The organism is Tenacibaculum sp. SG-28 (assembly GCF_002954385.1).
Lineage (GTDB): Bacteria > Bacteroidota > Bacteroidia > Flavobacteriales > Flavobacteriaceae > Polaribacter.
The window spans coordinates 70,330-85,124 of record NZ_MQVY01000006.1; the positions used below are offsets into that span (position 1 = coordinate 70,330).

Genomic DNA, 14,795 nt, shown 5'->3' on the forward strand with positions numbered 1-14,795 from the left:
GGGAATTATTTGTATTTCTTCATTTAAAAACTCATATTTGTATATCTAAATTTAAAATTTTTGCCTATTTCATAAAATTACTTTTACACATTATTCCCCTAACAAAAGGATAGAACGCAAAGCTTCTTTCCGACTAAAGTAATATTATGAAAAAAAGTATCCACGCAGACAGTATTTTGGTTAAAAGCTATATGGATGGTAACCAAAATTCATTAGAAATACTCATTAAAAGGCATCAGCATAAGCTTTACAGTTTTATTTACAGTAAAATTCCTAATAGAGATATTACGGAAGACATTTTTCAAGATACGTTTATCAAAGTTATACGTACATTAAAAAAAGGTAAGTATAACGAGGAGGGTAAGTTTTTACCTTGGGTGATGCGAATAGCACATAACTTAGTAATTGATTATTTTCGAAAAAGCAATAGGTTGCCGAAATTTAATACTTCTGAAGAGTTTGATATTTTTTCTGTGATTCGTGACGAAACCATAAATGCAGAAGGTAAAATTATTAAAAATCAAATTTACAATGATGTTAAAGTATTAATAGAAGAATTACCTGAGGAGCAGAAGGAGGTTTTGGTGATGCGTATTTATAACGATATGAGCTTTAATGAGATTTCAGAAAATACAGGCGTTAGTATAAATACAGCCTTGGGTAGAATGCGTTATGCATTGATCAATCTTCGTAAAATAGTTGAAAAAAACAATATAATTTTGGTAGAGTAGACAATATTTTGAAAAACAAGGCGTTTCCTATATAAAAAGTAATTTATATGATTAAAAACTACCTTGATACGTCATACGACGTTACCATGAATCCGAAAAAAGAAACAGTTGATTTTTTGATAAGTTTTTCTAAAGCCTTACAGGTTGTAAAGACCAAATCAGATCAATTCATTGAATTAAATTTGAATTAAATAAGGGAAAAGTCTCAATATTATTATTGAGACTTTTTAATTATAATTTATTTAGGATTGATTTTCTTCCAATTGTTTTGGTAATGATATCCTTTTCAATATCCCAACCTCTTGCGGGAGAATATTCTCTTCCATAAAAGATAATTTGTAAATGTAGTTTATTCCACAATTCCTCTGGAAACAGTCGTTTTGCGTCTTTTTCTGTTTGAGCAACGCTTTTTCCATTCGATAAATTCCAACGATACATTAATCGTAGGATATGTGTGTCTACAGGAAATGCTGGAACGTTAAAGGCTTGTGCCATAACTACACCAGCAGTTTTATGTCCTACAGCAGGTAACTCTTCTAGATCCTCGAAATTCGCAGGGACTTCTCCGTTATGTTTTTCAATTAAGATTTTAGAAAGACCATGAATTCCTTTAGATTTCATCGGAGATAAGCCAACAGGCTTAATAATCTCCCGAATTTCTTCTACGCTTAATTTAATCATGTCATACGGGTTATCGGCTTTTTCAAAGAGCAAGGGTGTTATGGTATTTACTCGTGCATCTGTACTTTGGGCAGACATAAGTACTGCTATCAAAAGGGTATAAGGGTCTTTATGGTCAAGAGGCACGGGTGTTTCTGGATATAGTTTCTCTAAAGTGTTAATTACAAAAGATACTTTTTCAGCTTTGGTCATAAAGATTTCATTTTAAAAACAAAGTTACAAAGTTCTTATAAATAGTAGGTTTTCTTTTTGAATTCGTAAATTTGATACTGATAATTTAAATTTATTTTACTAATGACCACACTAAAAATAGGAGATAAGGCTCCAGCTTTTGAAGCCAAAGACGAAAAAGGAAATACGAGAAAATTAGCAGATTATGCTGGAAAAAAATTAGTTGTTTTTTTCTATCCTAAGGCAAGTACACCTGGTTGTACCGCGGAGGCATGTAACCTTCGAGATAATTATGAGACTTTTGTGAATCAGGGGTATGAAATTTTAGGCGTTAGCGCAGATAGTGCTAAGAGACAGCAAAATTGGATTGCGAAACACGATTTACCATTCCCACTTCTAGCTGATGAAGATAAAGAAGTTATTTCGCAGTTTGGGGTATGGGGTCCAAAGAAATTTATGGGAAAAGAATATGATGGAATTCATAGAACAACTTTTGTTATAGACGAAAATGGAGTAATTGAAGAGGTTATCGCAAAAGTTAAAACCAAAGAGCACGCTAGTCAAATACTTAAATAAAAAGGGAGTGATTTTTCACTCCTTTTTTTACGTTAAATTTTGTTATAATTTTACTGCGTTTTCCTCTTGTTTTACTAATTTTTGCAGTTGTCGACTAGTTTTACTACTTCCGTCATGACTCCAACCTGGTGGCAGAAATATATATTTTAACCTTGTGGAAAGTGGCAAGTCTTTTTTTCTTATAAAAAAGTCTTTGTAAATTTCTTTCCATTCGTGAAAAATTATATTGACGGGATTTTTATCCTCCACATCTTTGGTGAGTCCGAATTTTAATTTTTCGTATTCCATTTCTTCTTTTTCCTCTTGAAAAGTTCCAAAAATTCTATCCCATATAATTAAAACCATCCCCATATTTTTATCTAAATATTTTGTATTCGAGGCGTGATGAACTCTATGGTGTGAGGGTGTTACGAAAATATATCCCCACCAACCTAATTTACTATTTATAAAGTTAGTGTGACATAAGGTACCGTAATTTTGATTCATAGCATAGGCAAACATTATATGTAACGGTGCTACACCAGCAAAAGCAAGTGGTAAAAAGAATATATAACGAAATAGTGGCTGTAAAACAGGAGACCTAAAACCTGTAGAAATATTGTAAAATTGCGAGTTGTGATGCGTGACGTGCACTGCCCAAAAAAACGAGAGTGGTGGTCTACATAGTGATGAATGTAATACAAGAAATCTTGTCCTACAAAAGCGATGATCCAATATAATACGGCATTGTCCCAAGTAACAAATCGGTGTTGAAAGCAAAACCCCATTACCAAGAAGGAGAAAGCTTTCATAACTATGTCTAATCCGAAGTTTGCAAGTGCAAAATACACATTTGTTGCAGTATCTTTGAAGTCGTAGTTTTTAGTTTTTGCTTTGTAACTAAAATACATTTCAATTAGAATAACCGTTATAAAAAACGGTGCACTCCAAATGTAAAGCGTATCTTGGTTTAAAATATCAAACATTTTTTAGATTTTTATTCCAGCCTGTTTTCTATCCAACTTTTAAAACTATAAAAATTTTGTGGCGATACTCCATGCCCAATAGGGTATTCGTGGTAGTCTGTTTTTACGTTGTATGCCGATAAAATTTGAGGAGCTTTGTTACCCCAAGTTACAGGAAGTACTTGGTCCATGGTTCCGTGGGATATATAGTAATCTGTTTTTATATCTTCACTCACTTTTTCCGGTAGTAATTCGGCATTGATATATCCACTTAAGGCAATTACATGTTGTACTTTATTTGGGTATTTTAAACTAAAAGCATAACTTAAAATAGCGCCTTGACTAAACCCAAGCAAAAAGGTTTTACCCTCATTTATTTGATATTTTCTTTGCATTGTATCAATAAAATCCGCAATAATGGTAACCGAAGTATTTGCTTGTGTAATATCTGAAAATTTTGCATTATTTGCATCAAAATTGATCGCGTACCATGCATAACCGCCATAACCCATTTCATAAGGGGCTCGAGCACTTACAATAATTAATTCTTCTGGTAGCTCATCCGCAAAAGAAAACAAATCGTTTTCATTACTCCCGTAGCCGTGCAGGAGCACCAATAAAGACGGATTTTCTACTTTTGTTTTGGGTTCTCTGACGATATACTCTAAACTCATACTATAATGTTTTAAACCATTTTTGAAAATATGTTCCTACCACTGGCACAAGTTTTGTTTCTCCTTGGAGAACACCTAAAAACCCAATACCCCATAAAGCCAATATTGCAATACCTACACTAAATGCTATTAACCACCCAAAAAAAGTATATAAAATCCATTGGTTTGCGAAATAAAAAATATTAATTCCAAGATTTTGACGAATGTGAAAACTTACGAAAGAGTTTTTTTGTGTATTGTTTAAAACAATTGCTATTACGGTTCCAATTATGGTGAGATAACTGAGAATTGCAATAAAATTTCTTTTTACTTTAACTGGATATTTTTTCATTTTCGTAATAATAACTGCTTGTTATTGTATACCCCGTAGGTGGCTCCATGTAAAGGGAGGCCAAGAAAGGCACTGTTTTTGGAACTAGAATGTATATGTTCTAGAGAGAATTTGTAGGCTGTATCAGGGTTGAAAAGCGTAAGCGATGCATTTTCTTTTTCTTGAATGCTTTGAATTGGAACACCGAATATTTTTTTTGGATTCGTACATAAACACTTTACAATAGTTTCTATGTCAAAAATAGAGTTTAGTACGCCAAAAGCGCTTTCGAAGCCTATTGTTCCATCCATAGCAGTAGAAAATTCAACTTTTTTATTTTCGATATCTACAGGGTTGTGGTCGGTGGTAATAATATCTATAATACCTTCATTAATACCGGCGATTAAAGCACTTACATCTGAGTCGGTGCGCAATGGTGGAGAAACTTTTTTATTGCCGTCAAAATTCTCTAATTCTTTATCGGTTAGTAATAAGTTGTGAACCGCAACACTGCAGCTTACATTTAGCCCCTTATTCTTGGCTTCTTTCAATAACTCTACAGATTTTTTTGTCGAAATAGTCGGAATGTGTAATTTACCACCAGTGTATTCCAATAAAAATAAATCCCTTGCTATTTGTAATTCTTCCGCTAATGCAGGTATGCCTTTCAATCCTAAAATAGTACTTTGTACACCTTCATTGGCTACACCGTCTCCGGCGATGGCCTCGTTTTTTGGGAAACTCAATACTAAACCATCAAAATTTTGGGCATATAAGAGTGAAATTTTTAAGAGATTATCGTTGCAAATAGGTTTTTTATAGTCTCCGAAGGCTATAGCTCCGGATTTTTGCATATCATACATTTCTGCCATCTCTATCCCTTTACTCTTTTGCGTAAGAGCTCCAATTGGATGTAGATTTGTAGCATGGTGGAGCGCTTTATTTCGAAGAAACTCTACGGAAGCTTTGTTGTCTGTAATCGGGAGCGTATTCGGATTTACAGCTATATCTGTAAACCCACTTTTTGCTGCTACAGCTAGTCCGTTTTTTATGGTTTCCCTTTCTTCATAACCAGGTTCACCAAGTGAGACACTTGTGTCGAACCAACCCTGACAAACGTGTAGGTTTTCTAATTCAATACGGTTGTGATTTTCTTTTGGAGTTATTTCATCCGCTATGCTCTTAATCTTACCATCTATAATTAGAATATCTTTTTTTTGCTTGTGAAATGGACTTGAAGTGTCAATAATTGTGGCCGATTTTAGCAACGTTCTCATGGTTTGAAGAATTTTAAGATCAAAATTTCAAGAAACAAAGATACAATGGAAAGAATTAAAAACCATTTCCAAAGCCATTGAACTTCATTTTTTTCATTTATGCTTTGCATCGCATTTTCTACAGAATTTTTCACGACGAGATTTTTTTTGTCTTTTGTAACTTTCTCCGTGTCTAAAAATGCCAATAGGCTTTCTTTTTTATCGTAATTATATGCTACTGTTTGTATGGTGTCTTCTTTAAAGACTATTGCATTAAAACCAGCCTCTACAGGACGCTCAATAGTTGTAATTCTCGTTTTGTTTTGAAAATTTTGCTGTAGTGGAATAAAATTACGTTGTGAGTTACGTATAGACACTACTTTATCCGTATCTATATTTCTCTGCAAGTCTATCGTATTTTTAATTCCTATTGTGTAATAGAGTTCCGATCTTTTCATACTCTCTTTTGCCATGTTATAGAATATAGGAACAACAATAGGAGAAGTAATAAAATTACTGTTTTCTTTGTCTAAAGCACCAGCGACCCAGAAAAGTTTCGCACCAGAAAGTGTACAATCACAAATAAAAGGCTGCTTGTTTTCTAAAGCCAAAATATTCGATCTCATGGGAAAATTAGTTTCGAAATAGGAGTAACTTAAAGGGTATTGAAAATTGGTTATTTTCTCCTTGAAAACGTTCCTAAAAATGGGATGGTTAAAGTTGATATCGGTTATTTTTATACTGTCTGTTTTTTTGGTTGTTATACTTCCAATCTTAAATTCATTAAAAAGCGTATTGTAAGAAGCTACATCAGATGTAACGGAGGGGATGACCGTCAAATTACCGCCATTCTTAGTAAATTCAACGAGGCTGTTTTGAAGTGGTTTTGGTATACGAACCAATTCGTTTGTAATAATTAGATTTTGATTATTAATTGTATTGTAATTTAAATTTTGTAGGGTGGTATGTTGGTAATCAAATTCTTCTGCAGTAAAAATTTTCGTTAAAAAATCAGCTTCTTTTCCTATGGAAAGAATTTTAATTCTTGGGTTTTTGTTCAGAATAAAAAAGGAAGTGTTATCGAATCTGAAGGCATCCTCATAAGATAGGGTAATCTTTCCGAAAAAATCATTGGATTTTCCCATCGGAAAAGTTACCGTTTTTTCGGCGTCTTTTGAAATATCAAAAGTTTGTTTATTAACAAGATTCTCTTTGCTGTAAAGAGCAATTGGTATATTTTTTTTCGCTGCACCTTGATTTTTTACGCGTATTGCAATAATTGGACCTTCCGGAGTTTCTTTTCGAACATAAATACTGTCTATAGAAAGGTTTTCTCGTAATTCGGCTGATAGTGGCACGAGTACTGTGCTTGCATCGAAAGTATTAAAAGTTTTTTCAGAAGTATTTTGAAAGTCGCTTACAAGAATATTTTCGTGATTTTTTGCACTCACATTTCTTTGGTTTTCCTTTACTTTTAATAAGATATCTTTTATATTTTTTGTTTCTGCTGTATTCTCTATTTTAAATAATACATCTTTTAATTCTTTTGCACTAATATCTTTGTGCACATTATTGTTTGTCTCTAGTGTATAAGTTGTATTATCGGTAGAGTTTTCGATAAGTTCTCGGGCAGCTACTTGTAGTAAATTTCCCTTTTTACCTTTGGTGTTTGTACTCAATGAGTTGTCTAAGTATATGTAGGCTTGTTTCCTGTCATTTTCTTTTTTTGATCCAAAATAAGGTTGCGAAAAAGCAAAAATCAAGCACGTTAGTAACAACATTCTCGTCCCTAAGATTAACCATTTTTTAATCCGAGAGCTTTTGCGAGTTTCTTGTACTAGTTTTTGCAGAAAGTCTACGTTTGTAAAAGGTACTTTAACAAACTTTTGTAACTGAAAAAGATGCACCAATATTGGTACAATTAATAAAGCTAAAAGATAAAGGACTTCGGGATGTTTAAATTGCATATTTTTTTAAAAGCTATCGTAAAAATAAGTAAAATGAATCGGATAAGACAAACAAGTTAAAAATATGTTAGAACAGATGACATTTTCCGACCAACAATTAAATTTTCTTACTTTTGAAGAATGGCAATAAATGAAAGTGATGGTGAAATTCCAATGGAGAGTCCTTTAAAAGCACATTGGAACGAAGCGTATACGAAAACAGAAACCCAAAAACTAGGTTGGTTTGAGGCATCTTGTAAAGAAACAATCGACCTGATTCACAAAACAAAAATAGCAAAAGATGCGCCGATTTTAAACGTTGGTGTCGGTTCTTCTTTTGTTGTAGACGAATTATTAAGCGATGGTTACAGCAATATTATTGCACATGATTTTTCAGAGAAAGCACTATCGGTACTTGCCAATCGATTACCTCAAAATTCTAATAAAGTAACCTATCTCTTAGACGATTTGTCGAACCCAGAAAAACTACTAAACCTAAGAGAAGTTGCTCTTTGGAACGATAGAGCAGTACTGCATTTTTTTACGGAGGAAAAGGATCAAAACACCTATTTTGAAACCCTTAAAAAAGTAGTAAAGAAGGGTGGATTTGTAATTTTAGCTGTTTTTGCCCTTCACGGAGCAGAGAAGTGTTGTGGTCTTTCTTTACAGCGTTATAATGCTGCAATGCTACAACGTAAACTAGGGGATGATTTTGAATTACTAACAAGTTTTGAGCATGTTTTTGTAAATCCATACAATAGTGAACGACCTTATATTTACACGTTATTCCAAAGAAAACATAAGTAATGAAAGTATTTAAAACACCTTTTCAGAAAACTGGATTTTTCTCTGATCTTATTACAGATTATTTAGACAAAGCGAAGAGTTTACAGCCCTATTATGGTAATTTTCCAGATCTAACAGGATTTAGAAAACAGATAGACGAAAAAAATAAAAGTTTTTCGAGTACCGCAAGAGAGGTTTTGATAGCTGCACTAAACGAACAATATGCCGATGTAATTGTTAGTGAACAAACTCTGGGTAATTTGGAGTCCTTGGCTGCCGAAAATACCTTCACGATCACGACAGGGCATCAATTAAATCTATTTACAGGACCACTGTATTTTCTGTATAAAATTATCAGTACTATAAATTTATGTGAAGAATTAAAACGTAATTTTCCAGCGTTTAATTTTGTTCCCATATATTGGATGGCTTCGGAAGATCATGATTTTGAGGAAATTAAATTCTTTAATTTTAAAGGAGTGAAGTTCCAGTGGAACTCACAACAAACGGGGGGTGTTGGCAGATTTAATACAGAGGGATTATCGGAAGTTTTATCGGTTTTTGAAAAGTATATAGGAACCTCAAAGAATGCAGAGTTTCTGCACCAATTATTTGAAAAGGCCTATGTGAAACATACCAATTTAGCCGCAGCAACAAGATACATAGCAAATGAACTTTTTGGAGCTTATGGTTTGGTGGTTATTGATGGAGATGATGTGAATTTAAAAAGACAATTCGTTCCTTATGTACTAAAAGAATTAGATGATCAAACATCTTACAAGCAAGTTTCTTCTACCATTAATGCCTTGGAAAAATCCTACAAAATCCAAGTTAATCCTCGTGAAATCAATCTCTTTTACTTAACCGAGTCATTTCGAGAAAGAATTATTGTAGAGAATGGGGTTTACAAGGTAAAAAACAAAGATATATCCTGGAATAAGGAAGAGTTAATGGCCCATGTAAGATTATTTCCAGAGCGATTTTCACCAAATGTAATAATGAGGCCTTTGTACCAAGAAGTTATATTGCCCAATTTATGTTATATTGGTGGAGGAGGGGAACTAGCATATTGGTTCGAATTACAAGCTTATTTTAAGGAGGTATCCATCCCGTTTCCTATTTTGTTACTTCGTAATTCAGTGCAAATTCTTTCTCAAAAACAATTGCATAAAGCACAAAAGCTCCATATTAGTTTAGAAGAATTATTTCTTAAGCAAAACGATCTTGTCAAGAAAAAAATCAAAGAACTTTCTAAAATTACTGTTGATTTTACGGAGCAAAAAAAGGTTTTACACAGCCAGTTTAATACTTTAAGAGAAGTTGCAACAAAAACAGATGTATCTTTTCTAGGAGCGGTTAACGCGCAAGAAGTAAAACAAAATAAAGGATTAATCAATCTTGAAAAAAGGCTTCTTAAAGCAGAAAAACGAAAACATAAAGATGTTGTAGCTCGTATAGTAGCACTTCAAAATGATGTATTACCAAATCAAGGATTGGAAGAACGTCAACGAAATTTCTCCGAATATTATTTAGAATATGGCCCTAATTTTATCGATGCATTAAAAGAGAGTTTACATCCATTAGATTCTCAATTTATCACATTAGTTTTATAGTTTTAGTTAGACATGCCAATTGGTAAGGGTATTGGTCTTACATTTGTGCTAAAAATTCCCGTAATGGTGCTAGTGCGCCAGTTGATAATTTTTGTTACTGTAATTACATAACGCGTAACTTGTTTTTTATGAAAACACTGCATACTGAAAATAAACATAACAAAGGCTATGATTTTTCTTTATTAAAAAAAGAATATCCAAAAATTACTAATTTCTTAATCGAGAAACACCAGCATACAACTATAGATTTTTCCGATCCTGCTGCTGTAAAAGTTCTTAATACTGCTCTTTTAGCGGTATATTACAAAATTGTTAGGTGGAAGTTTCCCGATAGTCATTTATGTCCGCCGATACCGGGAAGAGTAGATTATATACATCACCTTCACGATCTATTACCAGAACAAGATAAAGTGACTGTTTTAGATATAGGCACCGGAGCTACATGCATATATCCACTTTTAGGCAATGCAGTTTACGATTGGCATTTTGTGGCTACAGATATTGACCCAAATGCGTTGGCAAACGCGCAACAAATAGTGCGACATAATAAGTTAGAAGATGCAATAGAATTTCGCTATCAAAAAGAGGAAAGTTCTATTTTAAAAAATATCATACAACCAGAAGATGCGTTTTCAGTAACTATGTGTAATCCTCCTTTTTATAAATCTGAGGAAGAGGCAAGAGGAGCAAATCGAAGAAAGTCTCGGAATTTAAATAATAATCCTGTTCGTAATTTTTCAGGGAACTCTAATGAACTTTGGTATAAAGGTGGGGAGAAGGCTTTTTTACACACCTATCTTTATGAGAGTTCTTTATTTCCAAATGCTAGCAGGTGGTTTACTAGTTTAGTTTCTAAAAAAGAAAATGTACAGAGCTTACAAGCCTCTGCAAAAAAACTAGGGGTTACTGAATTTAGAATTATTCCATTACAGCAAGGTAATAAAGTGACGCGTATTGTTTGTTGGCAATTTTCCCAACCTCAGTATCAAAAGTATTTAAAAGAAAAACAGAATCTCTAGGAGATTCTGTCTATAGCAATTTTCCCACGTCATAGTGCCTTTGAGAAGACACATAAATCTTCATTAATATGACGGATTCGAGGTAAAGATAGATAGATGTTTGAAAGATTTTAACGATGAAGTATTATTGAAGTATCATTTATCGTTATTGCAAGAAAATATTTCCCTTCACAGTACTTTTTTAGTCAAGTCTGCCAAACTAATTCATAATGTACAGTTTACCTATTGCCCTTTCTATTCTGTAGTGGTTACCGCCGCTTCTCCGCAGTATTTGTGTATTAATATTGGCTATTGTTCTTGGATAATGTCATTTTTTAAGGATATTATCTCCTGAAGTATCTTCATTTCTTTTAATACACCTTTTCTAATTATAATAAATAAAACTATCCCTATAACAAGGTAGGAAATGTCAATAAGAACTAGGTTCCAAAAACTTATATAATTACTAAACTCAGGGGTTATCATATAAAAACCAATGGTATACAAGAATAAAATTGTTGGGGCTACTATTTGGTGTATTTTTTTTCTGAAATTATGAAAGTCTTCTGTATTAGAGATTGTTTTCAAGGTGTCATCAATATTCTTAATTTGTTTTGCTTTATAGATACTTTTAATTTCAAACCCTATCCTCACAAGTAATCCAATAAGCATTAGTCCTGCACCGATTCTACTCATTATCTCTCTAACTGGAGCTACAAAATAGAAAAATAAAGCTAATGCCAATAACGTACAGGTTAAAGTGGCAATTGTGCCATAATAGAAAAAGAAATTACTTCTTTCTTTACTTGCAATTGTGTCATAAACTTCATTCAAATCCTGAGTAGATGAGGTGAGTTTTGATTTGTTTTTTTGCCAGTGCTCTTGGAGCTCTTTAAAATTATTTCCCATCGTTGCTATTTTTTAAAATTTTTTCCAAACGTTTTTTTATTCTGTGTATTTTAACCCGCACATTGGTACTAGATATTCCAATTATTTTTGCTATGGATTCATAGGTTTCGTTCTCTAAAACCATAATGATTATTAAGCGATCTATTTCTTTGAGGCTACCGATAGCATTGTATAATTCGGAGATGTTTTCTTCTAATTCTTCTGCGACATCCGATTCATAAGACTGGCTTTGGAGTGGCATTCCTTCGGTTAATTTTAACTCTCTTTTTTGTTCTTTTTTGACTTGTTGGATACAGGTGTTAATTGTGATTCTGTAAATCCATGTTTTGGGAGATGCGTCTCCTCTAAACTTATCTAAATTATTCCATACTTTTAGGAAGACCTCTTGCGATAAATCCTTTGCCATTGCTCGATTTCCTTTCACATATCCTAGACACATTTGCATAACCATGGCGTAGTTTTCGGAATAGATTCTTTCAAATAAAGCTCGTTTATTTTTCTTCATTTTCGATGAATTTTTGTATTTCAGAATGCATCCATTCTGGTGCATCATACATGATAAAATGTTTGCTGTTATTTGCCTGTTTTAAAGTACTATTTCGTAGGTTTTTGTACTGTTTTTCAAAGGTTTGTTTTACCGTATTAGGGTTTGGAAAAGAAGCAGCTAAAATTAGAGTTTTACAAGAAACCTTATTTAATATTGGTCTTTGGTCTAAGTGTAACAAATCGGTATATCCATACACCCATGTTTTTCGATCAGCGGCAAGTATCCAACTTGCTATTTGTTGTGTTTTTTTCTCTGTATACGTCATGTTCGAAGCCATCATTTTAGCAGTATTTTCATAGGTTTCAGTATTCATTTCAAGCATTTTTTTGTTGTACGGGCTGTCGTAAGTTAGCGCTTCTATAGGAACGTTCGGTAGCATAACTTCACGCATACAAGGCAGGGTGTCAATAAGAATCATTTTTATCACTTTGTTGGGGAATATTGTTGCGATATCTATGGCTAAATTACCACCCATACTGTGTCCTATAAGTGTTATGTTGTTTAAAGAGTTGTCTTTAACATAGGCGATAATCGCCGTTTTAATTTGTTCGTACCACGGTGTATTTATAGCCGGAATTCCATTAAATCCTGCATAGGAAAAAAGGTGTGCTTTCTTATTTAAATGTAGTGTTTTAATTGTGTTTTCCCAAATATCTCCGGAAACGGTAAATCCTGGAAAGCACAAAATAGGATCCCCTTCTCCCATAGTTTTAACCTGAATTGCATTACTTGGTATTTTTGAATTTGTATTTGCTTGAAGTTGTTCTGCCGAAGTAGGTAAAGCATAAAAAAACATGCTAATGAAAAGAAAACGTAATACTAGTTGCTTCATGATAATTTTATAAATTGATTTTACCCTTTGACTACAAAAGATCAAAATGTTACAATTTTTATAATTATTTTTTAGAGCATACTTGTTTAATTTTTAGATACATGTAGCTCATCGAGCAACACAAAAGGAACAGATACTTGCAAATATGTTCCTATTTCTACTAGATTATATTACCCTATTCTAGTACCGTTTTTAATTGTTCTTTCCGTAGTTAGAAGTACTACATCATTTTCGGAACCCAATCCTCCAAGAATGAGGCATTCACTCATGATGTTAGCAATTTGTTTTTTTGGAAAGTTAATTACTGCAACTACTTGTCTTCCAATAATTTCCTCGGTATTGTATAACTTGGTTATTTGTGCAGATGTTTTTCGGATGCCAAATTCCCCAAAATCTACTTGAATTTTATAGGCTGGTTTTTTGGCTTCTTTAAAAATTTCTGCGGAAAGTATGGTTCCAACTCTCATTTCTACTCTTAGAAATTCACGCCAAGTTAAATCGGAATTACCAATAGATTTCATAGTTTCTTTGTGTTAATTTGTATTTAGTAATCGTTTCGCAGCGTTAAACGGCGTTGTTTCTCCGTTTTCAAGTTTTTCTATTTCCATAGACAACGATTTTTTAACCTTTGGATTGGTGTAGAAATTCGTTTTTAATTGGTGGTTAATGGTTTCTAAAAGCCAATATTTATTTTGAACGTTTCGTTTTGTCACAAAATAATCGTTCTTTTTACTTTTTTCTATGTAAGAAGTTATCATTTCATAAGTTTCTGCAATGCCAATATTTTTTAATGCGCTAGCCGTAAGAACTTTAGGGGTCCAGCCATTATCTTTTGGAGGGTATAGGTGTAAAGCTCTATTGAATTCTACTTTTGCTAGTTTTGCACTTTGAATTGTGTCTCCATCTGCTTTATTAATCACAATGGCATCTGCCATCTCGATAATTCCTCTTTTTATCCCTTGTAATTCATCACCAGCACCAGCAAGCTTCAGTAAAAGAAAAAAATCTACCATAGAATGCACTGCAGTTTCCGATTGTCCTACGCCTACCGTTTCTATAATAATAGTATCAAACCCAGCAGCCTCACACAAAATGATACTCTCTCTAGTTTTTTGTGCGACTCCTCCTAAAGATTCACCCGATGGCGATGGTCGAATGTAAGCATTTTTATCAGTTACTAATTGTTCCATTCTGGTTTTATCACCAAGTATGCTCCCTTTGTTAACCGAACTACTAGGATCTACAGCTAGTACTGCTACTTTTCTTCCTGCACCAGTTAAATGTTTCCCAAAAGCTTCGATAAAAGTGCTTTTTCCAACCCCAGGAACTCCAGTAATTCCTATTCGAATAGAATTGTTCGCATGTGGCATACATGCCTCCAATATTCTGGTTGCTTTAGCTTGATGTTTAGTATTGGTACTTTCAATAAGTGTAATTGCTCTACTTAAAAAAGGAATGTCACCCGCAAGTATTTTTTCGGTAAATTCTGATATAGAAGCGCTCTTTCTTCGTTTCAGCATAATTTTTTGTGCAGAAGTTTTACTGGTGGTTTCGGGTTGCGAAACTCCTTTTTTTCTGATAATGCCGATTTTTTTGTGTCTTTCCTCATACGTAAGAACCTATTCTTATGGTAAATTTAGAAATAAAAACTGTAGGATTGTATTCCTTTTTAAAAGATTTCGATTTTGCATGGTATTATTAGTTAGGGTTGCAATTATATTTGAAAAAAACCTAAGTCTAATTTTTAGTTTTTTTACCTAACATATATCAATATCCATTTCTTTATTTCTTATAAAGTAGCTATCTTTATCGCTTGTAATT

The 14,795-nt window shown here is 33.2% G+C and carries 18 protein-coding genes; 6 read left to right on the forward strand and 12 right to left on the reverse strand.

The features are described from left to right. Positions 1–146 precede the first annotated feature (146 nt). Both BSU00_RS12110 and BSU00_RS13025 read left to right on the forward strand, forming a co-directional pair. Positions 147–731, forward strand: a complete 585-nt coding sequence (locus BSU00_RS12110) for an RNA polymerase sigma factor (RefSeq protein WP_199176795.1) — start codon at positions 147–149, stop codon at positions 729–731. A 47-nt stretch (positions 732–778) separates the two neighbouring features. Beyond that, the gene (locus tag BSU00_RS13025) at positions 779–922 is read left to right on the forward strand and encodes a hypothetical protein (RefSeq protein WP_199176796.1); all 144 of its coding nucleotides are present in this window, start codon (positions 779–781) and stop codon (positions 920–922) included. 40 nt (positions 923–962) lie between these two features. Here BSU00_RS13025 and nth read toward each other — a convergent pair whose 3' ends face one another. Further along, positions 963–1,604, reverse strand: coding sequence for an endonuclease III (gene nth, locus BSU00_RS12115; RefSeq protein ID WP_105004606.1), 642 nt, complete (start codon positions 1,602–1,604; stop codon positions 963–965). A 102-nt stretch (positions 1,605–1,706) separates the two neighbouring features. Between nth and bcp the strand changes: the two genes are divergently transcribed. Continuing rightward, entirely contained in the window at positions 1,707–2,159 is a 453-nt protein-coding gene (bcp, locus tag BSU00_RS12120) for a thioredoxin-dependent thiol peroxidase (RefSeq protein WP_105004607.1), read from the forward strand. Between the two features lie 42 nt (positions 2,160–2,201). Here the strand turns inward: bcp and BSU00_RS13525 are convergent, their stop codons facing one another. From BSU00_RS13525 to BSU00_RS12145, 6 genes are read right to left on the reverse strand one after another with little or no spacing between them, the layout of a single operon-like run. After that, positions 2,202–2,792, reverse strand: a complete 591-nt coding sequence (locus BSU00_RS13525; RefSeq protein WP_233188733.1) for a sterol desaturase family protein — start codon at positions 2,790–2,792, stop codon at positions 2,202–2,204. Next, a complete protein-coding gene (locus BSU00_RS13530; protein WP_233188734.1) occupies positions 2,675–3,124 on the reverse strand; it encodes a hypothetical protein in 450 nt (149 codons plus the stop codon). The genes BSU00_RS13525 and BSU00_RS13530 overlap by 118 nt, the downstream gene beginning before the upstream one ends. Before the next feature lie 11 nt (positions 3,125–3,135). Then, entirely contained in the window at positions 3,136–3,777 is a 642-nt protein-coding gene (locus BSU00_RS12130; RefSeq protein ID WP_105004608.1) for an alpha/beta hydrolase, read from the reverse strand. A gap of 1 nt (position 3,778) precedes the next feature. Continuing rightward, entirely contained in the window at positions 3,779–4,108 is a 330-nt protein-coding gene (locus BSU00_RS12135) for a hypothetical protein (protein ID WP_105004609.1), read from the reverse strand. Continuing rightward, positions 4,105–5,364 carry a dihydroorotase family protein gene (locus BSU00_RS12140; protein ID WP_105004610.1) on the reverse strand — a complete coding sequence of 420 codons (1,260 nt, stop codon included), beginning with the start codon at positions 5,362–5,364 and terminating at the stop codon, positions 4,105–4,107. Before BSU00_RS12140 ends, BSU00_RS12135 begins: the two co-directional genes overlap by 4 nt. Then, positions 5,361–7,310: a BatA domain-containing protein gene (locus BSU00_RS12145; protein ID WP_105004611.1), complete on the reverse strand. Its 1,950-nt coding sequence runs from the start codon at positions 7,308–7,310 to the stop codon at positions 5,361–5,363. The genes BSU00_RS12140 and BSU00_RS12145 overlap by 4 nt, the downstream gene beginning before the upstream one ends. 120 nt (positions 7,311–7,430) lie before the next feature. Here BSU00_RS12145 and BSU00_RS12150 point away from each other — a divergent pair, with 120 nt between their 5' ends. The 3 genes from BSU00_RS12150 to rlmF all read left to right on the forward strand — a co-directional run bounded on the left by BSU00_RS12150 (position 7,431) and on the right by rlmF (position 10,707). Then, positions 7,431–8,096 carry a class I SAM-dependent methyltransferase gene (locus BSU00_RS12150; RefSeq protein ID WP_233188731.1) on the forward strand — a complete coding sequence of 222 codons (666 nt, stop codon included), beginning with the start codon at positions 7,431–7,433 and terminating at the stop codon, positions 8,094–8,096. Next, entirely contained in the window at positions 8,096–9,688 is a 1,593-nt protein-coding gene (gene bshC, locus BSU00_RS12155; protein WP_105004612.1) for a bacillithiol biosynthesis cysteine-adding enzyme BshC, read from the forward strand. Before BSU00_RS12150 ends, bshC begins: the two co-directional genes overlap by 1 nt. Positions 9,689–9,816: 128 nt before the next feature. Continuing rightward, positions 9,817–10,707, forward strand: a complete 891-nt coding sequence (rlmF, locus tag BSU00_RS12160; RefSeq protein WP_105004613.1) for a 23S rRNA (adenine(1618)-N(6))-methyltransferase RlmF — start codon at positions 9,817–9,819, stop codon at positions 10,705–10,707. Positions 10,708–10,995: 288 nt separating this feature from the next. On the opposite strand, the gene BSU00_RS12165 is transcribed toward rlmF, so the two are convergent. The 5 genes from BSU00_RS12165 to meaB form a co-directional block, all read right to left on the reverse strand. Next, the gene (locus BSU00_RS12165; protein WP_105004614.1) at positions 10,996–11,595 is read right to left on the reverse strand and encodes a hypothetical protein; all 600 of its coding nucleotides are present in this window, start codon (positions 11,593–11,595) and stop codon (positions 10,996–10,998) included. Beyond that, complete coding sequence (locus BSU00_RS12170; RefSeq protein WP_158254436.1) at positions 11,585–12,100, reverse strand: RNA polymerase sigma factor; 516 nt, start codon at positions 12,098–12,100, stop codon at positions 11,585–11,587. The genes BSU00_RS12165 and BSU00_RS12170 overlap by 11 nt, the downstream gene beginning before the upstream one ends. After that, positions 12,087–12,974 carry an alpha/beta fold hydrolase gene (locus tag BSU00_RS12175; protein ID WP_105004616.1) on the reverse strand — a complete coding sequence of 296 codons (888 nt, stop codon included), beginning with the start codon at positions 12,972–12,974 and terminating at the stop codon, positions 12,087–12,089. The genes BSU00_RS12170 and BSU00_RS12175 overlap by 14 nt, the downstream gene beginning before the upstream one ends. A 170-nt stretch (positions 12,975–13,144) precedes the next feature. Beyond that, positions 13,145–13,495: a tRNA-binding protein gene (locus BSU00_RS12180; protein ID WP_105004617.1), complete on the reverse strand. Its 351-nt coding sequence runs from the start codon at positions 13,493–13,495 to the stop codon at positions 13,145–13,147. Between the two features lie 12 nt (positions 13,496–13,507). Next, positions 13,508–14,494, reverse strand: a complete 987-nt coding sequence (meaB, locus tag BSU00_RS12185; RefSeq protein ID WP_105004618.1) for a methylmalonyl Co-A mutase-associated GTPase MeaB — start codon at positions 14,492–14,494, stop codon at positions 13,508–13,510. Positions 14,495–14,795 lie beyond the last annotated feature (301 nt).